This window comes from Limnohabitans sp. WS1 (genome assembly GCF_003063265.1).
GTDB lineage: Bacteria > Pseudomonadota > Gammaproteobacteria > Burkholderiales > Burkholderiaceae_C > Limnohabitans_A.
Map to the genome: position 1 here is coordinate 224,409 of NZ_NERU01000003.1, position 23,394 is coordinate 247,802.

Below are 23,394 nucleotides of genomic sequence, written 5' to 3' on the forward strand. Positions count from 1 at the left end.
CATTCAAACAGCCAATTGCGCCTGCAACTGCGCCACCTGCGCACGCAACGCCTGATTTTCTGTGGTCAAGGCGGCGACCTGTTCGCGCAGGGCTTGCAGTTCGCTGGGTGCTGTGTCGGCGCTGTCGCCTTCGTCAGAGGGCTGGGTGTCTGGTGGCGTTTTGCGTTTGACTTCGCGCACGCGCTTGGCCGCTTGCTTGAGTTCTTCTTTGCCGCCCAGGGCCGCGCTTTTTTGCTCTTCGGCGGGCAGGCTGGCCACGGCGGCGGCGGTGTTGAGTGAAATGGTGCCGGCTTTGACGGCGGCGACCAGTTCGGGCGCGGCTTGTTTCTGGATCTTTTCGATGTGCACCACTTGGCTGCTGCTCAAGCGGGCGGCTTTGGCGACGTCGGTACGGCTTTTGAGCGGGTTGGGCTCTGGCGCAGCGCTGTTCTGGGGCTCGGCGATCGAATCGTGCGTGGCCGCTTCATCCCGGAATGCGGTCGCGGCGATGGTTTGCGCGCGGCGCTCGGCCAGAATTTCCCGTTTGCGCAAGGCCAGCACGCCACGCTGAAAATCCGACACGCTGCGACGACCCAGGTGCTGGTCGATCATCCACAGGTGCACGTCTTCGATTGATTGAAATCTCGTGTTTTGCACCGTCTGAAAGGGCAGGCCGTGCTTTTGGCAAATGCCATAGCGGTTGTGCCCGTCCACCAGCACATCGCCCCACAGCACCAGCGCATCGCGGCAGCCCTCGGCCAAAATGCTGCGCTCCAGCGCGGCGTGCTCGTCGGGTGTGAGCGGGTCGATGTAGGCTTTGAGTTCTTCGTTGACGGTGATCTGCATGGGTGTGTGGCCAGGAAGGGCGCAGGCAAGGCGGGTTTGAAAATGCCGAAGGCCCCTTGCGGGGCCTTCGTTGACTGAGCTTGAATGGGCTGATTGAAACCTTGGAGCGGGCGAAGGGAATCGAACCCTCGTTATTTGCTTGGGAAGCAAAAGTCCTACCATTAAACGACACCCGCGAAGCTGTGTAGTTTACTTCAGGATATCGCCCACACAGAGGTATTTGATCTCCACATAGTCGTCCATGCCGTGGTGCGAGCCTTCGCGGCCCAGGCCCGACTGCTTGACGCCCCCAAAAGGCACATGCTCGGTGGCCAAAATGCCCACGTTGATGCCGACCATGCCGTATTCGAGTGCTTCGCTCACGCGGAAAATGCGGCCCATGTCGCGGCTGTAGAAATAGCTGGCCAGACCGAATTCGGTGTTGTTGGCTGCGTCAATCGCTTCTTGCTCGGTCTTGAACTTGAAGATGGGCGCAAAGGGGCCAAAGGTTTCTTCTTTGGCGCAGACCATGTCGGCGCTGGCATCGGCAATCACGGTGGGCTCAAAGAATTGGCCGTCCAGGCGATTGCCGCCCGTGAGCACGCGCCCGCCCTTGGCGATGGCGTCTTTCACATGACGCTCCACCTTGTCGAGGGCCGAGGGCTCGATCAGCGGGCCTTGGTTCACGCCATCGGCAAAGCCGTTGCCCACTTTGGCGGTTTTGACTTTGGCGGCGAACTTGGTGGCGAACTCTTCGTACACCGACTCCTGCACATAAAAGCGGTTGGAGCAAACGCAGGTCTGGCCCGCGTTGCGGTATTTGCTGGCAAAAGCGCCTTCCACGGCGCTGTCGATGTCGGCGTCTTCAAACACGATGAAGGGCGCATTGCCGCCCAGCTCCAGCGACATCTTCTTGACGGTGGGGGCCGACTGCGCCATCAAAATGCGGCCCACTTCGGTGGAGCCTGTGAAGCTGATGTGGCGCACCACATCAGAGGCGCACAGCACCTTGCCGATGGCGATGCTTTGTGGGCCGTCAGCGGTGATGATGTTGAGCACCCCGGCCGGAATGCCGGCGCGAATGGCCAACTCGGCCGCCGCCAGGGCGGTGAGCGGGGTTTGCTCGGCGGGTTTGATGACCACGGGGCAGCCGGCTGCCAGCGCCGGTGCCACTTTGCGGGTGATCATGGCCAGCGGGAAGTTCCAGGGCGTGATGGCCGCGCACACGCCAATGGGCTGTTTGAGCACCAAGAGGCGGCGGTTGTTGTCGAACTGGGGCAGGGTTTCACCGTTCACGCGCTTGGCTTCTTCGGCAAACCACTCTACAAAACTCGCGCCATAGGCCACTTCGCCACGCGACTCGGCAATGGGCTTGCCGTTTTCTGCGGTCATGAGCCGGGCCAGGTCTTCGGTGTTGGCTACAAGTAAGTCAAACCATTTGCGCAAAATGATGCTGCGCTCTTTGGCGGTCTTGGTTTTCCAAGGGCCCCAGGCGGCGTTGGCCGCGGCAATGGCGGCTTCGGCTTCGGCCGCACCCAAGTTGGCCACGCTGGCCAAATGGCCGCCTGTGGCCGGGTCGGTCACGTCAAAGCGCTGGCTGCCCGCGACCCACTGGCCGTTGATCAGGGCGTCGGTCTTGAGCAAAGTCGGGTCATTCAGCAGGGTGAGGGGGGATGTGGTCATGGTGTTTTCGGGTTCATGGAGAGAGTCGGCGGCGGTGCAGTAGCGGCCCAAATCACGCTGCCTTGGTCACGAAGCATAGCGGGCAAAACCGAGGGGATGTGTCGCTCAGTTAACGCAGAGCATGGGGTGGGCCATGTTCTTGGACAGCCCTATTGATCCGGCCCTGTAAAGTTTGAAGTGCAAGGCTTGCCTTGGGTACAGTTATCAGCGATGGGGGCATTGTGGGAGCCCCGCCCTCGGGGCGATTCTTGGTGGTCTGCGGGGCTTTATCGCGACGAGGGCGTCGCTCCCACAAAAAAAGCGTTCATGCAAACTTCACCTGGCCGGATCAATAAGGGTGTGGCGGCCAAGTGACAGTTCGCAGCGCGGCCAGCGATGCGGCTTGTGCTCCTTGGCGTTCAGACCTGAAAACCTTCGGGGGGCAGGCCTTGGGCTTGTCGGTGGGCCATTTGGGTGTAAGCCGACTCCATCAGACGGGCCAGGAGTCTGCCGTCAAACAGGGCCGATCGCTTGGGGCTGTGGGTCACACGTTGGCGCAGTCGACCCAAGGCTTTGGGGTCCTTGCACAGTTTCAGGGCCAGGTTTTCGTAATCACTCAAGTTGTGTGTGATCAGTTCTTGGAGATCGAGCGCCGTCAAGAGGCTGGCACCGACGCGAGAGGCAAAGCTGCGTCCTGTCAGGGTGAGCACCGGCAAGCCCACCCACAGGGCATCGCTGGCCGTGGTGTGCGCGTTGTAGGGCGCGGTGTCCAGAAACAGATCGGCCAATCGGTAGCGTGACAGGTGCTCGGCCAAGGGGGCGAATGCGGCAAACACCAACCTGTCGGGTGCAATGCCTTGGGCTTGGGCGTATTGGCGCAGCGTGTCTTGCACTTGGCGGTTTTTGTCAAACAGCCACAGCACGGCATGAGGTATTTGACCGAGGATGCGCAGCCAGACCTGAAACAGCTCGGGGCTGATTTTGAAGGTGCTGTTGAAGCAGCACAGCACCAGCGCTTTGTCGGGCAAGCCGGCTTGCGCCCGGGTCATGCCGGGGGTGGCCACGCTTTTGTGGGTGTCGTTGGCTTGGTAGCAACCGGGCAGGCGAACCACTTGTTCGGTGAAGTGCACCTCGTCCCCCGGGGGGATAACGCTGGTGTCGCCCACCACGTAGTCAATCCAGGGCGAGCCCAGGGTGCCCGGAAATCCGATGTAACTCACCTGCACCGGTGCTGCGCGCCAGGCAAAAATCTGGGGGCGTCCTTGTCGGGTGTGGCCTTTGAGGTCGACGGCGATGTCGATGCCGTGTGATCGGGCCAGGCGCGCAATGGTGCGTGCCCCCAGAGCGCTGACCTCATAGAAGTGCTCAACACCACGCTCCAGGCGTTGGCGGTAGGCGTGTTGTTTGGCGTTGGGGCCAAAGCTGTAGGCAAATATTTCAAACCGCTGGCGGTCGTGTGATTCGAGCATTTGCGCCATCAGGTAACTGGTGGCGTGGTCGTGAAAGTCGGCCGAAAAGTAGCCGATGCGCAGCCGTTCTTTGGCGGGGGTGCCGGTGGTGTTTTTCGGGAAAGCCCAGGGCTTGATGTGTTGGCCGATTTGCGCCGATTCGAGCACGCTGGCGCGTTTTTGCAGCAGCGGGTCGTCGCTGATGATGGTCATCAAAAAGGGGTTGACCGGGGTCTCGCTGTCGGTGGCAGCTTTAAGCACTTGTGCCAAGCGTTCATCGTGGTGCTTCCAGTCCGCCACGCAGCGTTCTGCTCGCATGAGTGCCGACAGGGCGTGGACGTTGTTGGGCGCGATGCGCAGGGCCTGGGCATAAGCTTGTTGGGCTTGCAGGTCCAGGCCCAGCGCCGTGCAGCAGTGCCCGCATTGCAGCCAGGCCTCAAAGTCATCGGGCAGGCGCTGGGTGGCTTCTTGCAGCAGTTGCAACTGGCGTGGCAAGTCGTCGACTTGTTGTGCCCCGTGGGCTTGCAGCAGCAGGACGGGTGGAGCATGGCCGCCGGGGGGCGCGGGCAAGTCCAGCAAGCGACGCCACCAAGGCAGGGCCAGTGCCAGTTGGCCGAGCTCGTCGTGTGTGATGGCGATGTTGGACAAGTAATACGGGTTGTCGGGGTCTTGCGCGTGAGCTTGTTCAAAGTCGCTCAGGGCTTGTGGGGTGGGCAGGCCGTTGGCCCGGCTCAGCATCCCGCGCAGGTTCAGGGCTTCGGCGTTGTCTTTTTGCAGGGCCAGGGCTTGCAGGGTGCAGGCCATGGCTTGCTCGTTTTGTTGCAAAGCCAGGTGGGCCGAGGCTTGTTGCACCCAAGCCGTGCTGTGCTGGGCTTGCCGTGTGGTCCAGGCTTGGCACAGGGCCAGAGCTTGGGGCCATTGGGCCAGTTGGCGGCGCAGCCGAATGTGCAGCAGCGGGTACTCGGGCTTGTGCGGGTTCAGGCTTTCGAGTTGCGCGAGGTGTTCGCAGGCGGCCAAGGGCTGGCCAGACTGTTCGAGGGTGAGCGCCAGTTCGTAACGCAGGCGTTCATTGTCCGGGGCCAGTTCCAGGGCGTGTTGCAGATCGTTCAGGGCTTGTTCGCGTGCCTGGGCTTGGGGCAGGCGCAAGGCGGTGTGGGCGCGTGCTTGCCACAGAGCCGATTCTTGCGGGCGTTGGGTGAGGGCCAGGTCAAACACGCGCAGAGCGGCGTCGGTTTGGCCTGCTTGCAGCAGACTCAAACTTTGGGCTTGCAGTTGCTGTGGCGTGGCCATCGGGCTGGGCACGGACGCTGGTTTGTCCGGCTCGGTCGGGGTGGGTTGGGAAGGATGCAGATTGGGGTTCAGATCGGGCGCAGGCTTTGAAACATCAGCAGGGGCTGAAGGCGCGGCCAGAACACGGGAGGGGGGCATGGGTCCCTGGGCTGGACCCTTGTCGGGTGCGCTGTGCTGCAGGCGATGGACCGGCGTGGCCGCAACCGTGATGTCGGCCGGTGACAAGCCGTTTTGCCAGCGTTGGCACATGGCGAGGTAGCCCGATTCGAGGTGCTGACAGGTCAAGGCAGCATCAAACAGTGGCAAGCGTTCGCGCTGGGTTTTGAGGTGCTGCTGCAGGCTGTGCAGAAGGGGCGGATTTTGGGCCAAGGCCACCGCGCGGGTGGCGTAGTCGGCGGCCTTGTCGACGGCCAAGGTGTTGACCAGATCGACGCTTGGCGCTGCACCTGTGTCGGGGGATTGGCAGCCATGCAGCAAAGACAGGGCCACACGGCTGGAAAAACTGCGCCCATAGCGTGTGAGCACGGGCAGGCCCATCCACAGGGCGTCTGCGGCGGTGGTGTGGGCGTTGACCGGAAAGGTGTCCAAAAACAGGTCGGCGTGAACGTGCCGGGCCAGGTGTTCCGGTGTCGGCACACGGGGTGCAAACACCAGGCGTTGCGGGTCTACGTCCAGCGTTTCGGCGTGTTGGCGCAATCGCTCTTCGACTTGGTCGTTGGCTTGGAGCAACCACAGCACACTGCCCGGGGTGTCTTGCAAAATGCCCATCCATTGCGCAAACACTTCAGGGGTGATTTTGTAGCTGTTGTTGAAGCAGGCAAACACAAAGCCCTGGGTGCCCGGACCTTTGTCGGGCAGGCCCAGTGCGACGCGGCTGGGGCATGCCGTGGCCACTTGGCGCAAAGGGTCATTGGCTTGGTAGCTGTGCGGCAGGCGCACCAGGTGCTCGCTGTAATGGTGTCGGTCGGCCGGGGCGATGACGTGGGGGTCGGCGATCAGGTAGTCGATGTAGGGGGCGCCCAAGGAGCCGGGGTAACCCAGGTAGTTGACTTGGATGGGGCAGGGGCGGTGCGCGAGGATGCCCAGCCGGTAGTTGCTGGCAAAGCCTTTGATGTCGACGGCAATGTCGATGCGTTGCCCGGCCATCCACTGGGCCACTTGGGTGTCGCTTTGGCCAGAGATGTCGACAAAATGCTCGACCCCGTCACGAATGCGCTGCTGCATGCTGTCTTGCAAAGGGCTCCAGGACAGGGCAAAGATCTCAAAACGTTTTTTGTCATGCAGTTCAAGCACGCGTGCCAACAGCACGGCGGTGGCGTGGTTGCAAAAATCGTTGGACAGGTAAGCCACGCGGATGCGTGGGTTTTTCCAGCGCTCGCGTGTCCAAAGGGGCACGGCAGGGGGGTGACGGTCTTGCACCAATTGACGGGCGCAGTTGAGGTGTTCGGCGGGTTCGTCGCTGAAGCCCAGAAATTCAAAGGGCAAGACGCTGCGCTCGCTGGTGCGCAGTGCCAGGCGCAGCGCCTGTTGCCTTTGTGCGTCGTCGGTCCAGTCGGCCATGAGGCGGCGTGTGTAGGCCAGACGCCCGAGCATGTAGGGGGCCTCTTTGGCGGGATGACGGGCCTGAGCGAGCCAGCGCTCAACATGTTCGGCCGCTTGTGCGTAGCGACGGGTTCGGTGCAGCAGACCGGCCAGATTGTCCAAGGCGTCAGGGTGCTGCGGTTTTTGGGCCAAGGCTTGCTCAAAATAGGCCATGGCGGCCTCATCACGGCCCATGCGCGAGAGCACCGCACCCAAGGCGTTCAGGATGTCGGCGTTGTGGGGGCTCAGTTGCCGCGCTTGCTCAAACACCGCCAGCGCTTGCTGGCCGTCGAGATGGCGATTGGCGTGCAGTTGGACGCCCAGCGCAAAGAGCGCTTGGGCCTGAATGCTTTCGGACATGGGCGGCTTAAGGGGTGGGCTCATGCGGGCATGGACTGCCCGGTGATGATGCGGTGGTGGCGAGGCAGGCAAACCCTTTGGTAGTCGTAGTGCTGGACCACATGGGCCCGGGCGGCTCGGCGCAGCTCTTGGTGGTCTTTGGGGCGTGCCAGAACTTCACAGACTTGTTGGGCAATGGCTTTGGGCTCAAAAAAGTCCACCAGCAGACCGTTTTGGCCATGGGTGATGACTTCTTGCACCGGTGGGGTGGCCGAGCCCACAACACAGCAGCCCAGGCTCATGGCTTCAAGCATGGACCAAGACAGCACAAAGGGCACGGTGAGGTACACATGCACGGCCGAAATGCGCAGCATGTTGACCATGGTGCCGTAGGGCACTTGACCGACAAAGTGCACGCGCGAGAGGTCGATTTTGTCTTGCACTTCGCGCAAAAATTGGGCTTTGTACCCGCCGCCGGTGGCCGGGGCCGGTCCATAACTGACCTCGTTGCCGCCGAGCAAGATCACCCGGGCCTTGGGCCTTTCGGCCAGGATATGGGGCAGGGCCCGCATGAAGCTGTGGTAGCCGCGCATGGGCTCAAGGTTTCGGTTGATGAAGGTGATGATTTCATCGCCCAGCTGGGCCTTGATGTTGTCGCGCCCCAGCTTGATCCAGGCTTCTTTGTGAGGTGTCAGGCGGTCGGTTTCGATGCCGTCGTGACAGACTTCGATGCGTTGGCGCAAAAAGTCGGGAAACTGACTCGCTTGCCATTCGGTGGGCGACAGGCCCACGTCCGAGTCCACCAGGGCCGAGGTCAGGTGCAGGTTGCGGGCATGGCAGCGCAGCATGGCGTCTGGGGCGGCGGGGAACTCGGGGTCGAAGTCGACATCGCTGCCTTGGCCATGGTAGAAATATTCGCAAAAACTGGTGATGCGGGCCTGCGGTGCCACTTGGCGCACGAATTGCATTTCGCCCCAGCCCGCATGGCCGACGATGGCGTCTGGCACAAAGCCGTTTTTCATGAGCAGCTCAACCGAGCGGGCCACCGCTTGACCCCGGATGATGGCCGCTTCGGTGGATTGCAGCCAGGGGTGGATGTTTTTGCTGGAGCTGCGGGGGCTGTCGTAGCAAATGTTGGGGATGCCCTGGATGCTGGTTTCCTTGCGGCTGGAGATGGCCATGACCTCATGGCCGAGTTTGACCATGGAGGGGGCCAGTGCACGGTATTGCCCCGGAAAGTTCTGGTGGATGAACAGGATTTTCATGGGGTGTGTGCAGCGGCTGTTCGAGCAGGGGCTGGGGCGTCGTCAGGCTTGCCTTGGGGTTTTGCCTTGGGCGCGGTGCTGCTGGTGGGCCAATTGAGTTGGCAATAGGTTGTGTAGGCCTGTCTCCAGCTGTCTGAGTCGTATTGACCGCCGCTGAAGTGGGTCATGGCGATGGGCCAAACCCCCAGGCGCAGTCCGGCGCGGTGTGCACGCTGGCAAAACTCCAGGTCGTACAAATGAAAGGCGAGTTCGGGCGCGAACTGCACTTTGTTGTGCTGCAGTGTGGCCGCCCGTGCGGCCAAAAACACGCCGTCGAGCACGCGTGCGGCCGTGCGGGTGGGGCCGTAGCGGTTGAAGCCGTTGGGCCGGTGGGGCAGTTCATGGTTGATGCCGCCCAGCAGGTTGTGCGCGTGGTCCCATTGGCCCATTTTTTCAGCGAAGGCCCATGCGCCTTGCCGTGCTTTGAGGCGTCGATTGCCCGCTACGCCAATCACATCGAACACCGCAAGTCCTTCAAGCAGCCGCTGGGTGATGAAGAGGTCATCCAAGCGCACGTCGTCGTGCACAAACACCAAAATTTGCTCTGCCGCGCAGTGGGCAATGGCGCGGTTGTACAAGGCGGCCAAAGGTGCGGCGTTTTGGTCAGCCAGTTCAAGGGAAAAGGCCACGCCTTGTTGTTGCAAGCGGGTCAGCGATTGGCCCAGTGGCGCTTTGAGCCAAAAATCGGCCACACTCAAACGGGTGGCGCAGACAAAGACCACCGGGGGGCGGGGCAGGCTGATCATGCGGATTCCTCTTGCAAGGTGGTGGCGGGTGTTAGTTCCAGACTGGCAATGGCCATGTCCCACGGACCGGTGGCCATGCCCTGTGCGCTGGCTGTGGTGCTGAACAATGTGGCCCATGTGGCCAGTTCAGCCGTCGGGTGCGGGCCTGGAAGGCTTTGGCAGACCTGCGCCAACAAATCGTGGCGCACGGCCAGCGCATGTGGCAGTTGGTCGACCAAGGCCAGTTGCGCCCAAGCGTCGTGCAAGCGCTCGGCCAGCCAAAAATCCTGCACATGGGCTTGTGGTGCCAGCAGCACCGCGTGCCCACCTTGCTGGGCAATGTGCTTGAGCTGGGCGGCCAGGCGCTCACCGCCCGACAAGGCAGGGTCGGCCGTTTGCAAGACCCAGCGCTCATCGGTGAGCAGGTTGCTCAGGTCGGGGCGCTGGGCCAGATCGGTGGGGGTGCAGATCAGGTGGATCAGGCGCTGCGGGCTGTGGGCCGCTGGTGGCTGGCTGCGGACCCATCCGATTTTGAGCAACCAAGCGGCCAAGCGCAGGCTTTGTGGCCTGGTGAGTTTGAGGGACTGGCCCCACTGCTCAATGGTGTGGGCTTGCGTGGCGTGCAATGCGGGCAGTGCTTGGGCAATTTTGTCAGCGCTCGGCAACCAGCCGTTGCTTAAAAAGCTCCACATGCTCCATTGGCGAATTTCTCGTGCTTGGGCGATGGGGGCTTTGACGTTGCAAATGCCCGGCCATTCCTGGCGGTACAAGGGGGTGTCGGGCTGAAGCTGTTGGCTGGGATAGTGGCCAAACAAGTCGGCGGGACTCAGCCTTGTGCTGTGGATGCGCGGTAAGCGTGGTCCGCTGCGGGCTTTTTGCAGTGCCTGCTGCTCGCACCACAACGCGTCGTAGCGTTGAATGACGTGTTCCCAGTCAAACTGCTGGCGGGCATGGGTGCGTCCGGCTTGGCCCATGCGCTGGCGCAATGCGGGTTGTTCAATCAGGGTGGACAGCGCCTGTGCCACGCTGTCGATGTCCACCGAGGTCAGCGCATGGATGTGTCCAATGTAGTGGTCATAGTTGAGCGTGTCGTCTGCAAAGCGTTGTTCGATGCTTTCGAAGCCGGTGCGGCTGGGCATTTGGGTTTTGATCAGAAAACCGTGTTCGCCGTGAATGGCGGTTTCGCGGTAACCATTCCAGTCACTCAGGATGCAGGGCAGGCCCGAGGCCATGGCCTCAATGGGGGTGAGTCCGAACGTTTCCTGGATGTTGTCGGACAAAGAGCAAAACACATCGGCTGCTGCAAAGCTGCGTTGCACTTGCACGGCGGTGCGGCCATCGACCCTTTGAACCGTGATACCAAATTGTTGGGCCGCTTCGTCAAAGGCTTTTTCAGTGGGTTCGTTGGCAAACCAGCCACATTCGAGGATGCGCACCTTTTGTCCTGTCCGTTTGGCCGCCTCGCCAGCGGCGCGGTACAGGGCGACGGGGTTGGCTTTGGCATGAAAGCTCAAACGCCCCACAAACAACACCACCAGCTCGTCGGCAGCAAAGCCCAAAGTGGTCCGGGCGGCCAGGCGGTCCATGGCCGTGAAGGCGAAATCGCGCGTGTGAATGCCCAAGGGGATGACGGGCAGGCCAGGCAAGGCCGGGGCCTGTTGAAAGGGGCCAAATCGGCGCTGCAAGACAGCTTGTTCGACATGCCACAGTCGTTCAATGGCAGTGCGCACCGCTTGAGAGGTGCAAATCAGGGCATCACTTTGGCGGGTGGGCTCGCGCACGTAGGCACTCAGTTGTTGCACCACCGAGGCCGAACTGATGGTGTGGGTCACCCCTGACAGACTCAGGCCGTCCAGACGGTGAACGCCCCTTTGCACCAGTTGTTGGCTGCTGATGGGGGCGGGCATGTGCAGCACATCGAGCGTGTTCCAGGCGGACACTTTTTGCAGGGGCAATTCGGGCAGGCTGGTGTCTTTGGCACTGGCGGGCAGGCATTGCTGCACGACTTTTCGCACAGCTTCGCGTGATTTGGCGTTGGGGGTCACCAAGGTGATGCGCTCGCGCAAACTGCCGTGGTTCAGGCAGGCCCGCAAAAAACCATGTCCAGCCGATTGCCGCCCCATGAGTTTGGGGTTGTCCATGGAGATGGCGTCTTCGGTGAGGATCAGTCCGATACGCGGCAAAGTCGGTGTTTTGGCCATGGTGGATCTGGTTCACTGCCTGTGTGGGCGCAAGAGGTCAAGCGCCACCGACCATGGTTTGATTCGATTGACAAGAGGGTGTCAATGCATGCAAATGAATCAAGTCCATCGAAAAAGGTAGTGGTTAAATTTCAATACATCTACTTTAATTGAAATCGTTGTTGTTTTTGAGTTCTATTCAATTAATCCTTTGGGGAGGGTCGGGACGGCTGTGGCCGCATGCCCCGGTGCCTGGTCACGGCTGGCGAGCCCTCTTCCTTGTTACGATTCAGCCCTATGAAGATCATTTCGATGCTGCCCTGGGCCGATTGGCTGGGTCTGGTTTGCTTTTTGAGCATGTGGGTGGGCTACGCCTGGGTGGCCAAGGTGCGCGGCATGCGCGACTTGAGTCTGATTGCGACCACCAACCGCTATCGCCAGCTGTGGATGGTGCAGGCCACTGGGCGCGATCCGCGCATGCTCGACGGCCTGATCACCCAGAATTTGTCGCAAACCCCGGCCTTTTTTTCATCGACCAGCATCATCATCATTGGCGGCTTGTTTGCTTTGCTGGGCACCACCGACAAGGCGGCCGAATTGGTGCGTGAAATCCCCTTTGCCCAACCCACCCCGATGTTGGTGTTTGAGTTCAAGGTTTTGGTCTTGGTGGCCATTTTTGTGTATGCCTTTTTCAGGTTCTCTTGGTCCATGCGCCAATACACTTTTGTGGCTTTGGTCATTGGTGCGATGCCTCCGCCCCAAGAATTTGCCGACCAACGCTTTGATCGTCAGCACTTTGCCGAGAGGGCGGGCAATTTGGTGAGTGCTGCCGCCGAAACCTTCAACGATGGTTTGCGGGCTTATTACTTTTCATTTGCTGCCATGGCCTGGTTTTTTTCGCCTTTGGCCTTGGTCATGGCCACGGCTTTGGTGGTGCTGATTTTGTATGGGCGTGAGTTTCGCTCCGAGGTGTTGCAAGTCCTGCGCGATTGAGGGGAGGGCACACCAGCGCAGTCCATGGCAGCCAAGTGCCTTGTGTGGCCTTCTACAATGGGGCTTATGTTTGTTCACCTGCGCCTTCACTCCGAATTTTCCGTCGTTGACTCGACCTGCCGCATTGATGAAGTCATCAAAAAAGCAGCCCAAGACCGGCAACCGGCTTTGGCCCTCACCGACCTGAACAACCTGTTTGGCGGGGTCAAGTTCTACAAAGAAGGCCGGGCCAAAGGTGTCAAGCCCATCTTGGGCGCAGAAATCAACCTCCAGGGCCTGGGTGGGGACCTGGGGGCCACCAGCCGGGTGGCCTTGCTGGTGCAAAGCCACCAGGGTTACCTGAACATTTGCGAACTGCTGGCCCGGGCCTGGACCCAGAACGTGGTCAAAAACGTGGCCGTGGTCAAGCTGGTCTGGCTCAAGGAGCTGGCCGAAGGCCTGATTCTCTTGTCGGGTGCACAAGCCGGCCCCGTGGGCCAAGCCCTGGTGCAAGGCGACAGCGACAAAGCTGCCGACATTGCGCTGCAATTGGCGTCCATTTTTCCGCACCGCTTTTACCTGGAGCTGCAACGCGCAGGCCGCCCTGAAGACGAGCCCCAAGTGGCTGGTGCCGTGGCGCTGGCCGCACGTTTGGGTTTGCCGGTGGTGGCCACGCACCCGGTGCAGTTTTTGGCGACCGAGGACTACGAAGCCCACGAAGCGCGGGTGTGCATTTCCGAAGGCGAGATCCTGGCCAACCCGCGTCGGGTGCGGCGGTTCACCCGGGATCAGTATTTCAAGTCTGCACAAGAAATGTGTGCGCTGTTTGCCGATGTGCCCAGTGCCATTGCCAACACGCTGGAAATTGCCAAGCGCTGCAACCTGAGCCTGGTGTTGGGCAAGCCGCAGTTGCCCAACTTTCCGATCCCGCCTGTGAATGGCGTGGTCATGTCGGTGGACGACTATTTCCGCCACGTCTCGTTTGAAGGACTGGAAGAACGCCTTAAGCACCTTTACCCCGACGAAGCCAAACGCGATGCAGAACGCCCCCGCTATGTGGAGCGGCTGGAGTTTGAGCTGGGCACCATTTTGAAGATGGGCTTTCCGGGCTACTTCCTGATCGTGGGTGACTTCATTCAGTGGGCCAAGGCCAACGGCTGCCCTGTGGGGCCAGGCCGTGGCTCGGGTGCGGGCTCGCTCGTGGCCTACGCGCTCAAGATCACCGACCTGGACCCGCTGCAATACAGCCTGCTGTTTGAGCGCTTTTTGAACCCCGAGCGGGTGTCCATGCCCGACTTCGATATCGACTTTTGCCAGGGCAACCGCGACCGCGTCATCGACTATGTGAAGGACAAATACGGGCGTGACGCAGTCAGCCAGATCGCCACCTTCGGCACCATGGCCGCGCGTGCGGCGATCCGCGATGTGGGCCGTGTGCTGGACATGAGCTACACCTTTTGTGACGGCATCAGCAAGCTCATTCCCAACAAGCCGGGCATGTCGGTCACGCTGCAGTACCCGCCCGCCACGCCCAAAGAAGGCGACAAAAACAACTACGCGATCGCCATGGAGCCTATCCTGGCCGAGCGCATCGAGCGCGAAGAGGACGTGAAGACCCTGATCGAGCTGGCGCAAAAGCTCGAAGGCATGACCCGCAACATCGGCATGCACGCAGGCGGCGTGTTGATCGCGCCGGGCAAGCTGACCGACTTTTGCCCGCTGTACCAGCAGCCCGGCAGCGAATCGGCCGTGAGCCAGTACGACAAGGACGATGTGGAAGCGGCCGGTCTGGTGAAGTTCGACTTCTTGGGCCTGGCCACGCTCACCATTTTGGAGATCGCCCGCGAGTTCATCATGAAGCGGCACAAAGGCCAGGAGAACTTCGCCTTTGAAAACATCGCCATCGACGACGCGGCCACCTACAAACTGTTTTCGGACGGCAAGACCGAGGCCGTATTCCAGTTTGAAAGCCGAGGCATGCAGGGCATGCTGCGCGACGCCCGCCCCAGTCGCCTGGAAGACCTGATTGCGCTGAACGCGCTGTACCGCCCGGGGCCTATGGACCTGATTCCCAGCTTTGTGGCCCGCAAGCACGGGCGCGAAGTGGTGGAGTACCCGCACCCGGCGGTGGCCGAGATGCTGAGCGAGACCTACGGCATCATGGTCTACCAAGAGCAGGTGATGCAGACCGCGCAGATTCTGGGCGGTTACTCGCTCGGTGGCGCCGATTTGCTGCGCCGCGCCATGGGCAAGAAAAAGGCCGAGGAAATGGCCGAGCACCGCGAGAAGTTCCGCGCGGGTGCCCTGGCCACCCACGGCATTGCGCAGGACAAGGCCGATGAGGTTTTTGACCTGATGGAGAAGTTCGCGGGCTACGGCTTCAACAAGTCGCACGCCGCCGCTTATTCTCTGTTGGCCTACCACACGGGTTGGCTCAAGGTGCACTACACCGCCGAGTTCTTCTGCGCCAACATGACGGTGGAAATGGACGACACCGACAAGCTCAAGGTGCTGCACGAGGATGCGCTCAAGTTCGGCATCCGTTTTGACCCGCCGGACGTGAACCGGGGCACACACCGCTTTGAGCCGGTGACCGACAAGATCATCCGCTACGGCCTGGGGGCCATCAAGGGCACGGGCCAACAAGCCATCGAGGCGATCGTCGCCGCCCGCACCGAAGGCGGTCCGTTCACCAGTCTGTTTGACTTTGCCGTGCGCGTGGACCGCACCCGCATCAACAAACGCACGGTGGACGCGCTCATCAAAGCGGGTGCTTTTGACTCGCTGCACATGAACCGTGCGGCCCTGTCGGCCAGCATCGACAAAGCCTTTGAGTTTGCTGCAGCCACCGTGGCCAATGCCAACCAAGGTGGTTTGTTTGACATGCTGGGCGACGACTCCCATGGCTCCAGCACACAAGAGCCCGAGCTGGTCGAGGTCATGCCCTGGGGCATCAAGGAGCGCCTGCTGCTGGAAAAAACCGCTGTGGGCTTTTTCTTGTCCGGCCATTTGTTCGATGCGGTGGAGCGCGAGGTGCGCCAGTTTGCCCGCCGCAAGATCGACGAACTGATCGACAGCCGAGAACCCCAGCTGATGGCGGGCATCGTGAGCGATTTGCGCATCATCAACGGACAGCGCGGCAAGGTGGCGATTTTCAAGCTTGACGACAAATCGGGTGTGATGGAAGCCACTGCCGACGAGTCCTTGATCAATTCCGCCAAGCATTTGCTCAAAGACGACGAGTTGATCGTGGTCACCGCCAAAATGCAGGCTGACCGTTTTTCGGGGGGCTTTCGGCTCAAAGTCGAGCAGATCATGGACTTGGGCGCAGCACGTTGCCGCTATGGCAAGTACCTGCGTGTGGTGGTCAATGGCCGAGCGCCCGACATTGCCCGATTGGTCAAAGAGTTTCCCGCCCAACGCGAGCAAACCGAGCAGGGCGACTTGGTGCGCGGCCTGCCTGTGCGACTGGTGCTGGAGCGCCGCAAAGATGAACTGGCCGCCCGGGCTGAGCTGGCGCTGGGCGAAGCTGCCAAATTTTTCCCCACCGATGCGGCCTTGGCCAGTTGGATGGCGCAAGCCGATCAAGGGCAGGCGCAGATCGTTTACGACTGAAAGAGCGGCGCAGTCCAAGACTGCCCTGTTTGCTGCAATGTGGACGCCAGCGATGGGGAAGGCGTCATGCGAAAACCTTGGACAGGGCGTTCAGCGGGGTGCTGAGGGTCTGCCCTGAGTACCTGTGGGTGCACTGCCTTGACCCATCGAGGTATTGGGAGGGGCGTTCACCATGTTGCTGCCGGCTGGGTTAGCATTGCTGTTGGTGTTGCCCAGTTTGTTCGTGTTTTGGTTCAGGGTGGTGTTGCCCGAAATGTTGCCGTAGTTCGCGCTGCCTGAAATCACGCCATTGTTGACCATGGGTTGAACAACAGGGGCTCGGGCAGCGGGGTTGGTTAAGGTGACCGTGCCGCTTTGCCCTTCCTTGCCCACGGATTCGTAAAGACGGCCCATCAACTCAGGGTTGCCCAAGATGCTGGCTTCAATGGCCCCCTCCAAAATGGCGGAGATTTCAAGGGTCAAAGAGCTGCCCAGCCAATTGGGGCTGTTGGCCTGAATAGAGGACAGTTGGACTTTGGTGCAGAGGGGGGTGTTTTGCTGCAGCCACTTTTCAGCCCGCTCGGCCCTCAGCTCGGGATGGTGGGTTTTCAGAGCCAGGGACTTGAATTGGGCCACAAAACACCCACTGCTGGGTTTGCCTTGCGCCAACGTGGGGTGGGTCCACAGAACAAGCCCGGCGGTCACGAAGCCGATACCCGCAATTTTCAACATGGTGTTTGTCCCGGAACGCTGTGGATCGGACCCATCAGCAGGCCCGAGAATGAAATGACTTGTAGTGGGTATCGGCAGATCTTGCCCAAGCTTGAGACCATCGGCCCACCTTGGTGGACAAGATGGGTGACGCAAAAATGCCCGAAAAGTGGTCAAGGTTGTCCAGGACGGACGCACCCTTTGGGCGTCAATCCAGTGGCCGGAACCCCAGCACGATCAAAGGCGGCACCCGGCCATCGGTGTCCTTGGGAAGAATTTCGGTTTTGTCGATGGCCCGCAGTACGGCATCGTCCCAGGCTTTGTTGCCGCTGGACTGCACGATGCGGCGGCTCAAGATGGTGCCGTCTGGGTTGACTTTGACTTCGACTTCGGCACGGGGATTGCCGATGGCTTCACCGGGGTAGGTGATGTTGGGCTTGATGCGCCCGACCAAGCGACCGGCATAACTGGCCGAGGGGCCCGATGATTTGAGTGCGCTGCCTGTGGCGTTGGCACCCCCTGAGGCTCCCGCCATGCCTTGCATGCGTTGCAGGTTCTCTTTGCGCATGGCCTCTGCTCGTGCCTCATCGGCCTTGTCTTGAGCGGCTTTTTCAGCCATCTTTTGGGCTTGTTCTTGCTTGCGCTTTTTTTGTTCGGCGTCGGCTTTTTCTTCGGCTTTTTTCCGGTCGCGCTCTTCGAGGGCTTTTTTCTCTTTGGCCGCTTTGTCTTTGGCGGCTTTCTCCTGCGCCTCTTTTTCCTGTTTTTCGCGGTCTTTGCGAAGTTGTTCGGCTTTGAGTTTTTCAGCCTCTTTCTTCTTTTCCAGCTGTTTTTTCTTCTCGATGGCGATTTGCGCATCGCGGCGCTCCAATTCGGGGTCGGGCGCTGGCGGGGGTGGTGGGGTGGGTTTGGCGGGTCGTTGTGGCTCAGGTTCAGGTGGGGTGGGCGTTGGCTCTTGCAGTCGAGGCGCTGCTGCCTGAGGCAGGGCCGACCACAATTCGGCCTCGGCCTGCACCGTGTGCGTTTGTGTTTTCCATGCGGTGGCCAAGCCCAGGGCCAGAAACAGCGCCCCATGCGCCAAACCTGCAATCCACCAAGCGCGTTGCTGCCCAGGCGGCGGCGGGGGCGCAAACTCCAGATGCGGGACAGGCTTGGCGTTCACTGGCAAATCTCTCAGGGCACCAGTTGGACCGACAGCCCAACGCGGGCAATGCCAGCGCGTTGCAAGCTGTCCATCACTTTGACCACGGTTTCGTATTTCACGTTCCGGTCTGCGCTGATGACAACGGCTGTGTTGTTGTGTTCACCCACGCGCTGCTTGACCTTGCTGGCCACGTTGCTCAAAGTGGCCGTGTCGGTCTTGCCCTCGTTTGACAAGCTCAGCTGTTCGTCTTTTTGAATGACGATTTGAATGACTTTGTCCGGTTGCTTGGCGGCTTTGCCCACACTGGGCAGGTCCACCACGCTGGGCGTGATCATGGGTGCGGTCACCATGAAGATGATCAGCAGGACCAACATCACATCGATGAAAGGCACCATGTTGATTTCAGCGATGGTGCGTCGACCGCGACCTCGGGATGACGTGGCAGGCATGCGCGGTCCCCTTCAGTGGCCAGAGGCTGACTGGCCTGTGCCTGCCCCACCCAGGCTGCGTTGCAGGATGTTGGAGAACTCTTCGATGAAGGTTTCGAGCTTGATGGCGATGCGGTCGACATCGTGTGAAAAGCGGTTGTAGGCCAGCACCGCCGGGATGGCGGCAAACAAACCAATGGCGGTGGCCACCAAAGCCTCGGCAATGCCGGGGGCCACGGTGGCCAAGGTCACCTGTTGCAAGCTGGCCAAGCCGGTGAAGGCGTGCATGATGCCCCACACTGTGCCAAACAGACCGACATAAGGCGAGATTGAACCGACCGAAGCCAAAAAGGCCAGTTGAGATTCGGCCACGTCCATTTCGCGCTGAAAGCTCGCTCGCATGGCTCGGCGTGCACCGTCGAGCAAAGTGCCGGTATCACTGATGCGGCGTTCGCGCAGTTTTTGGTATTCGCGCATGCCACTGGCAAAGATGCGTTCCATGGGGCCGGACACTTTGGCGTTTTGGCTGGCCGCATTGAACAGTTCGTTGAGGCTGGTGCCCGACCAGAAAATGCGTTCGAATTCTTCGTTCAGGTTTTTGATGCGCTTGATGGCGGACAACTTGCGCACGATGGCAGCCCAGCTGGCCACCGAGATGCCGAGCAAAATGAGCACCACCAACTGCACAACAAAACTCGCATTCAGCAGCAGCGAGACGATGGACATGTCTTGGTTCATTTCAGGGCTTCCAGAACAGGGGCCGGGATGCGGCCGGGTTTCAAGGTGGTGCTGTCGACCCAGCCCAGGCGAATCGTGCCTTTGGCCAGGAGTTGCTTGTTGCTTGGGTTTGGATCTGCGGTGCGCAGATAGGCACGCTGGGCAATGGTCAGGCTGGCTTTTCCGCCTGTTTGCAGCTCGGCGGTCACGACCAGGGTGTCGTCCAGGCGAGCGGGGGAGTGGTATTTGACGGCGGTTTCACTCACGACAAACATGCCGCCCGATTGGTCGCGCAGCACTTGCTGGCCAAAGCCCAGGGCGCGCAGCCATTCGGTACGGGCACGCTCAAAAAACTTGAGGTAGTTGGCATAAAACACGATGCCGCCCGCGTCGGTGTCTTCCCAATAGATGCGGATGGGGTGTTCAAACACGCTGGGTTTATCGCTGGTGCTGTTCATGGCTGCAACCAGGCTTTGAGGCGAGCGATCGCGGTCTGCAATTCGGCCATCGAGTTGGCGGTGGAAAAGCGGACAAAGCGCGCGGTTTGGTCGGTGCCAAAGTCGCGTCCCGGCGTGATGGCCACATGGGCGTGTTCCAGAGCGGCAAAGGCGAAGTCCCAACTGTCTTTGAGGCCCAGCTTTTGGCAGGCGGCGCTGCAGTCGGCCCAGGCGTAAAACGCGCCATCGGGGGCCACAGGCACGGTCAGGCCCAAATCGTTCAGGGCCGGAATGAAGTAGTCACGACGCGCTTTGAACTCGGCACGGCGGCGTTCGTATTCGGCGAGGCTGTCGGGCTCAAAGCAGGCCAAGGCCGCCTGTTGCGCCACGGTGCTGGCGCAAATGAAGAGGTTTTGCGCCAGGCGCTCGAGCACGGGCGTGAGTTGCTCAGGCACCACCAGCCAGCCTAAGCGCCAGCCGGTCATGTTGAAGTATTTGCTGAAGCTATTGATGCTGATGACATCGTCGCCCAGGGCCAGGGCGCTTTGGCCGAACTGGTCGTCGTGGCTCAGGCCCAGGTAAATCTCGTCGATCAGGGTGACGCCGCCGTGGCTGCGCACCACATCGATGATGCGGGCCAGCTCGGCCGGGTCAATCGACGTACCGGTGGGGTTGGAGGGCGAGGCCAGCAAAACGCCACGGGTGTTGGGGCCCCAAGCGGCGGCCACTTTGGCGGCGCTCAATTGAAAGCGTTCTTCGGCCGTGGTGGGCAGCAAGACTGCGGTGCCCTCTGCTGCGCTCACAAAGTGGCGGTTGCAGGGGTAGCTCGGGTCGGGCATGAGGATTTCATCGCCCCGGTCTATCAGAGCCAGGCAGGCCAGTTGCAAAGCCGCCGATGCGCCCGCAGTGACCACGATGCGGCTGGCGGGCACTTGCACGCCAAAGCGCTGCGTGTACCAGCCGCTGATGGCTTGGCGCAGGGCGTCCAAGCCCAGCGCTGGGGTGTATTGGGTTTGGCCGGAGGCGACGACTGCTTGTGCTGCGGCTTGCACGCGGGGCGGGGCGGTGAAGTCGGGCTCGCCAATGTTCAGAAACACCACGGGCCGGTCGGTGTGCGCGACCTCGCGGGCTTTTTGTGAGGCGGCCTTGGCCACTTCCATGACCCAAAAGGGCTCGATCCGCTCGGCTCGCTCGGAGATGCGCATGGTGTCTGGACTCTGGTGGCGGGGTTATTTGGCGCGGCCGGATTGGCGATCTGCTTGCACTTCGGCGCTGCGCAGTTCAGGGGCTAATCCGTTCAGCACGGCGTTCACGTATTTGTGCCCGTCGGTGCCGCCAAAGTCCTTGGCCAGCTCGATGCATTCGTTGAGCACCACGCGCCAGGGCACGTCCAGGCAGTGCTGCATTTCGTACACGCCAATCCACATGATGGCCCGCTCAACGGGCGAGATTTCGGCAAAGCTGCGGTCCAGCTTGGGCGCGATCAGGGCGTCCAGGGCCTGGGCTTGTTCCACACAACCATAGAGCAGGGCGTCGTAATGGGCCGAGTCGGCTTTGTGAAAGCCCGAGAGGTCGCGTGTGAAGACATCGATGTCGGCCGCTTCGTTGCGCCCCACCAGGTGCTGGTAAAGCGCCTGCAAGGCGAATTCGCGTGAGCGGCTGCGGGCGGGCTTGGCCGAGGATTTGCGAGTGCCAGCTGCTGGAGCTGGCTTTGGGTCTGCGTCTGTGGTGCCCGGTGTGGGGGTGGCTTCGGTCATCAAGCTTGCTCTTCGTCGTCAAAATCATCGGCCAGCTCGGCCATGTCGGCGGCCAGGTCGTCCATGATGCAGGCCATCTCGACCGCCACGCGGGCCGCGTCGCGGCCTTTTTCGGTTTGGCGCACGATGGCTTGTTCCAGGTTTTCGGTGGTCAAAATCGCGTTGGCAATCGGCAGGTTGTAGTCGAGCGCCACGCGGCTCACGCCCGCACCGGATTCGTTGGCCACCAGCTCAAAGTGGTAGGTCTCGCCACGGATGATGCAGCCCAGCGCAATCAGCGCGTCGTATTCGGCCCGCTCGGCCATGGCCTGCAAGGCCACGGGCACTTCCAAAGCGCCAGGCACCATGACGTGGTCGATGCTGGTCACGCCCAAGGCTTCGAGTTCTTCGATGCAGGCTTTGGCCAGGGCGTTGGTGATGTCTTCGTTGAAGCGGGCTTGCACGATGCCGATGTGCAGAAATTGGCCGTCGAGTTCTTCGGCCTGGCCTTTGTTGGCTTCGAGCATGGTTATTCCTTGGGGATGTAAGCGGTGATTTCGAGGCCGTAGCCGGTCATGCTGGGCATGCGGCGCGGGTTACCCATGAGGCGCATTTTGTGCACGCCGCATTCGCGCAGAATTTGTGCGCCCACCCCGTAGGTGCGCAGGTCCATTTTGCCGCGCTCGGGCGCTTGGGCGGAGCGGGCACGGCCTTCAAATTGGGCCAGCAATTGGTCTGCCGACTCGCCGCAGTTGAGCAGCACCGCGACGCCGCAGCCTTGGGCATTGATGTAGCTCAGGCTGGCGTCCAGACCCCAAGAATGCATGGCGCGGTTGACTTCCAAGGCGTCGAGCACCGACAGGGGCTCGTGCACGCGGACCGCCACCTCGGTCTCTGCCGTCCATTCGCCCTTGACCAAGGCCAGGTGCACGCTTTGGTTGGTTTGGTCACGGAAGGCATGGGCGGTGAACTCGCCATGCGCAGTTTGCAGTGGGCGGCTGCCAATGCGTTCCACCAGCGATTCGTTGCGGCTGCGGTGCTCGATCAAGTCGGCGATGGTGCCGATTTTCAGGCCGTGCTCGGCCGCAAAAAGCTGCAGATCGGGCAGGCGGGCCATGGTGCCGTCGTCATTCATGATCTCGCAAATCACCGACGAGGGGCTGCAGCCGGCCATGGCGGCCAGGTCGCAACCGGCTTCAGTGTGGCCGGCACGCATCAGTACGCCGCCGTCCACCGCTTGCAGCGGGAAGATGTGGCCGGGTTGCACCAAGTCGGTGGGCTGGCTGGCTTTTGCCACGGCCACTTGCACCGTCTTGGCGCGGTCGGCGGCCGAGATGCCGGTGGTCACGCCTTCAGCGGCTTCAATCGACACGGTAAACGCCGTGCTGTAGAAGGTGCCGTTGCGTGCGGCCATGGGCGGGAGCTTGAGAAATTCGCAGCGCTCGCGGGTGAGCGTGAGGCAAATCAGGCCCCTGCCAAAGCGGGCCATGAAGTTGATGGCTTCGGGCGTGACGTGGTCAGACGCCAGGACCAGATCGCCTTCGTTTTCGCGGTCTTCTTCATCGACCAGGATGACGATGCGACCGGCTTTCATCTCGGCCACGATCTCTTCGACGGGCGAGATCGCCACGGGTGTCAGTTGCGCTGGGGCGTTCATGGCTTGTCTTTCTGGATCAGGCCTGCGCTGAGCATGCGCTCCACGTAGCGGGCCACGGTGTCGATTTCGAGGTTGACCCGGCTGCCCGCTTTCAGGCTGCCGAGGGCGGTGTTGTCCACGGTATGGGGGATCAGGTTGATGCTGATCTCACAGCCATCGGCCAGATCGGCCACCTTGTTCACCGTCAGGCTCACGCCGTTGACAGTGATCGAGCCTTTGTAGGCGAGGTATTTTGCCAGGGAGTGGGGTGCCAGAATGCGCAGCTCCCAGCTTTCACCGATCTGCTCGAAATGGCTGATTTGGCCCACACCGTCCACATGGCCCGACACGATGTGTCCGCCCAGTCGGTCGTTGGCACGCAGTGCTTTTTCGAGGTTGACGCTGCCTTGCTGGTCCAATCCGCTGGTTTTGTCCAGCGATTCGGCCGAGATGTCGATGGTGAACTGACGGCTCTCGGGGCTGAAGGTGGTGACGGTCATGCAAGCGCCGTTCAGGGCGATGCTGTCGCCCAAGCCCACATCGTCAAGGTACCCGGCGGGGGCCTCGAGGGTGAGGCGCTTGCCGTGGTGTAAAGAGCGACCCAGGTCGTGGATGGCGACGATTCGCCCCACGCCGGTGATGATTCCAGTGAACATAGCGTTCTATTTTCGCAGGTAAAGTGGTTTGAA

Annotated in this window: 18 protein-coding genes and 1 tRNA gene; 2 read left to right on the top strand and 17 right to left on the bottom strand. The window is 61.2% G+C overall.

The genetic code is table 11. The annotated features are described in order from the left end of the window. Positions 1 to 3: 3 nt before the first annotated feature. From B9Z48_RS06665 to B9Z48_RS06695, 7 genes are all read right to left on the bottom strand, one after another. The gene (locus B9Z48_RS06665; RefSeq protein ID WP_108377576.1) at positions 4 to 825 is read right to left on the bottom strand and encodes a plasmid replication/partition related protein; all 822 of its coding nucleotides are present in this window, start codon (positions 823 to 825) and stop codon (positions 4 to 6) included. Between the two features lie 102 nt (positions 826 to 927). After that, a tRNA-Gly gene (locus B9Z48_RS06670) sits at positions 928 to 1,001 on the bottom strand. Positions 1,002 to 1,014: 13 nt separating this feature from the next. Next, positions 1,015 to 2,487 (bottom strand): NAD-dependent succinate-semialdehyde dehydrogenase, encoded by a 1,473-nt coding sequence (locus tag B9Z48_RS06675; protein ID WP_108377648.1) that lies wholly within the window; start codon positions 2,485 to 2,487, stop codon positions 1,015 to 1,017. A 398-nt stretch (positions 2,488 to 2,885) separates the two neighbouring features. Continuing rightward, positions 2,886 to 7,145 carry a tetratricopeptide repeat protein gene (locus B9Z48_RS06680; protein WP_158273222.1) on the bottom strand — a complete coding sequence of 1,420 codons (4,260 nt, stop codon included), beginning with the start codon at positions 7,143 to 7,145 and terminating at the stop codon, positions 2,886 to 2,888. Between the two features lie 20 nt (positions 7,146 to 7,165). Beyond that, positions 7,166 to 8,389: a glycosyltransferase family 4 protein gene (locus B9Z48_RS06685; protein WP_108377578.1), complete on the bottom strand. Its 1,224-nt coding sequence runs from the start codon at positions 8,387 to 8,389 to the stop codon at positions 7,166 to 7,168. Beyond that, a complete protein-coding gene (locus tag B9Z48_RS06690) occupies positions 8,386 to 9,174 on the bottom strand; it encodes a glycosyltransferase (RefSeq protein WP_158273223.1) in 789 nt (262 codons plus the stop codon). The genes B9Z48_RS06685 and B9Z48_RS06690 overlap by 4 nt, the downstream gene beginning before the upstream one ends. After that, entirely contained in the window at positions 9,171 to 11,354 is a 2,184-nt protein-coding gene (locus B9Z48_RS06695; RefSeq protein WP_108377579.1) for a glycosyltransferase family 4 protein, read from the bottom strand. Before B9Z48_RS06695 ends, B9Z48_RS06690 begins: the two co-directional genes overlap by 4 nt. Before the next feature lie 276 nt (positions 11,355 to 11,630). Between B9Z48_RS06695 and B9Z48_RS06700 the strand changes: the two genes are divergently transcribed. Next, entirely contained in the window at positions 11,631 to 12,326 is a 696-nt protein-coding gene (locus B9Z48_RS06700) for a DUF599 domain-containing protein (protein ID WP_089958333.1), read from the top strand. Positions 12,327 to 12,392: 66 nt separating this feature from the next. Continuing rightward, positions 12,393 to 15,920: a DNA polymerase III subunit alpha gene (gene dnaE, locus B9Z48_RS06705; protein ID WP_108377580.1), complete on the top strand. Its 3,528-nt coding sequence runs from the start codon at positions 12,393 to 12,395 to the stop codon at positions 15,918 to 15,920. Between the two features lie 90 nt (positions 15,921 to 16,010). Here dnaE and B9Z48_RS06710 read toward each other — a convergent pair whose 3' ends face one another. The 10 genes from B9Z48_RS06710 to B9Z48_RS06755 all read right to left on the bottom strand — a co-directional run bounded on the left by B9Z48_RS06710 (position 16,011) and on the right by B9Z48_RS06755 (position 23,361). Further along, the gene (locus B9Z48_RS06710; RefSeq protein WP_089958324.1) at positions 16,011 to 16,631 is read right to left on the bottom strand and encodes a hypothetical protein; all 621 of its coding nucleotides are present in this window, start codon (positions 16,629 to 16,631) and stop codon (positions 16,011 to 16,013) included. 187 nt (positions 16,632 to 16,818) lie between these two features. Next, positions 16,819 to 17,769, bottom strand: a complete 951-nt coding sequence (tolA, locus tag B9Z48_RS06715) for a cell envelope integrity protein TolA (RefSeq protein WP_228769251.1) — start codon at positions 17,767 to 17,769, stop codon at positions 16,819 to 16,821. A gap of 11 nt (positions 17,770 to 17,780) precedes the next feature. Next, positions 17,781 to 18,200, bottom strand: a complete 420-nt coding sequence (gene tolR, locus B9Z48_RS06720; protein ID WP_089958316.1) for a protein TolR — start codon at positions 18,198 to 18,200, stop codon at positions 17,781 to 17,783. A 12-nt stretch (positions 18,201 to 18,212) separates the two neighbouring features. Continuing rightward, positions 18,213 to 18,917, bottom strand: coding sequence for a protein TolQ (tolQ, locus tag B9Z48_RS06725; protein WP_089958311.1), 705 nt, complete (start codon positions 18,915 to 18,917; stop codon positions 18,213 to 18,215). Further along, entirely contained in the window at positions 18,914 to 19,354 is a 441-nt protein-coding gene (locus tag B9Z48_RS06730; protein ID WP_108377581.1) for a YbgC/FadM family acyl-CoA thioesterase, read from the bottom strand. Before B9Z48_RS06730 ends, tolQ begins: the two co-directional genes overlap by 4 nt. Further along, a complete protein-coding gene (locus B9Z48_RS06735; protein WP_089958304.1) occupies positions 19,351 to 20,538 on the bottom strand; it encodes a pyridoxal phosphate-dependent aminotransferase in 1,188 nt (395 codons plus the stop codon). Before B9Z48_RS06735 ends, B9Z48_RS06730 begins: the two co-directional genes overlap by 4 nt. Before the next feature lie 24 nt (positions 20,539 to 20,562). Beyond that, entirely contained in the window at positions 20,563 to 21,090 is a 528-nt protein-coding gene (nusB, locus tag B9Z48_RS06740; RefSeq protein WP_089958299.1) for a transcription antitermination factor NusB, read from the bottom strand. Further along, positions 21,090 to 21,596, bottom strand: coding sequence for a 6,7-dimethyl-8-ribityllumazine synthase (ribH, locus tag B9Z48_RS06745; protein WP_089958294.1), 507 nt, complete (start codon positions 21,594 to 21,596; stop codon positions 21,090 to 21,092). Before ribH ends, nusB begins: the two co-directional genes overlap by 1 nt. A 2-nt stretch (positions 21,597 to 21,598) precedes the next feature. Continuing rightward, entirely contained in the window at positions 21,599 to 22,726 is a 1,128-nt protein-coding gene (gene ribBA / locus B9Z48_RS06750) for a bifunctional 3,4-dihydroxy-2-butanone-4-phosphate synthase/GTP cyclohydrolase II (RefSeq protein WP_089958290.1), read from the bottom strand. Beyond that, positions 22,723 to 23,361, bottom strand: a complete 639-nt coding sequence (locus B9Z48_RS06755) for a riboflavin synthase (RefSeq protein ID WP_089958285.1) — start codon at positions 23,359 to 23,361, stop codon at positions 22,723 to 22,725. Before B9Z48_RS06755 ends, ribBA begins: the two co-directional genes overlap by 4 nt. Between the last annotated feature and the right edge of the window lie 33 nt (positions 23,362 to 23,394).

What these genes read in the sequence shown, in the direction of transcription:
- B9Z48_RS06680 (WP_158273222.1), bottom strand. Translation starts at nt 7,145, where the DNA reads ATGTCCGAAAGCATTCAGGCCCAAGCGCTCTTTGCGCTGGGCGTCCAA.
- B9Z48_RS06700 (WP_089958333.1), top strand. Translation starts at nt 11,631, where the DNA reads ATGAAGATCATTTCGATGCTGCCCTGGGCCGATTGGCTGGGTCTGGTT.
- B9Z48_RS06710 (WP_089958324.1), bottom strand. Translation starts at nt 16,631, where the DNA reads ATGTTGAAAATTGCGGGTATCGGCTTCGTGACCGCCGGGCTTGTTCTG.
- dnaE (WP_108377580.1), top strand. Translation starts at nt 12,393, where the DNA reads ATGTTTGTTCACCTGCGCCTTCACTCCGAATTTTCCGTCGTTGACTCG.
- B9Z48_RS06675 (WP_108377648.1), bottom strand. Translation starts at nt 2,487, where the DNA reads ATGACCACATCCCCCCTCACCCTGCTGAATGACCCGACTTTGCTCAAG.
- B9Z48_RS06735 (WP_089958304.1), bottom strand. Translation starts at nt 20,538, where the DNA reads ATGCGCATCTCCGAGCGAGCCGAGCGGATCGAGCCCTTTTGGGTCATG.
- tolQ (WP_089958311.1), bottom strand. Translation starts at nt 18,917, where the DNA reads ATGAACCAAGACATGTCCATCGTCTCGCTGCTGCTGAATGCGAGTTTT.
- B9Z48_RS06685 (WP_108377578.1), bottom strand. Translation starts at nt 8,389, where the DNA reads ATGAAAATCCTGTTCATCCACCAGAACTTTCCGGGGCAATACCGTGCA.
- ribH (WP_089958294.1), bottom strand. Translation starts at nt 21,596, where the DNA reads ATGCTCGAAGCCAACAAAGGCCAGGCCGAAGAACTCGACGGCCAATTT.
- ribBA (WP_089958290.1), bottom strand. Translation starts at nt 22,726, where the DNA reads ATGAACGCCCCAGCGCAACTGACACCCGTGGCGATCTCGCCCGTCGAA.
- B9Z48_RS06690 (WP_158273223.1), bottom strand. Translation starts at nt 9,174, where the DNA reads ATGATCAGCCTGCCCCGCCCCCCGGTGGTCTTTGTCTGCGCCACCCGT.
- B9Z48_RS06695 (WP_108377579.1), bottom strand. Translation starts at nt 11,354, where the DNA reads ATGGCCAAAACACCGACTTTGCCGCGTATCGGACTGATCCTCACCGAA.
- B9Z48_RS06665 (WP_108377576.1), bottom strand. Translation starts at nt 825, where the DNA reads ATGCAGATCACCGTCAACGAAGAACTCAAAGCCTACATCGACCCGCTC.
- tolR (WP_089958316.1), bottom strand. Translation starts at nt 18,200, where the DNA reads ATGCCTGCCACGTCATCCCGAGGTCGCGGTCGACGCACCATCGCTGAA.
- nusB (WP_089958299.1), bottom strand. Translation starts at nt 21,090, where the DNA reads ATGACCGAAGCCACCCCCACACCGGGCACCACAGACGCAGACCCAAAG.
- B9Z48_RS06730 (WP_108377581.1), bottom strand. Translation starts at nt 19,354, where the DNA reads ATGAACAGCACCAGCGATAAACCCAGCGTGTTTGAACACCCCATCCGC.
- B9Z48_RS06755 (WP_089958285.1), bottom strand. Translation starts at nt 23,361, where the DNA reads ATGTTCACTGGAATCATCACCGGCGTGGGGCGAATCGTCGCCATCCAC.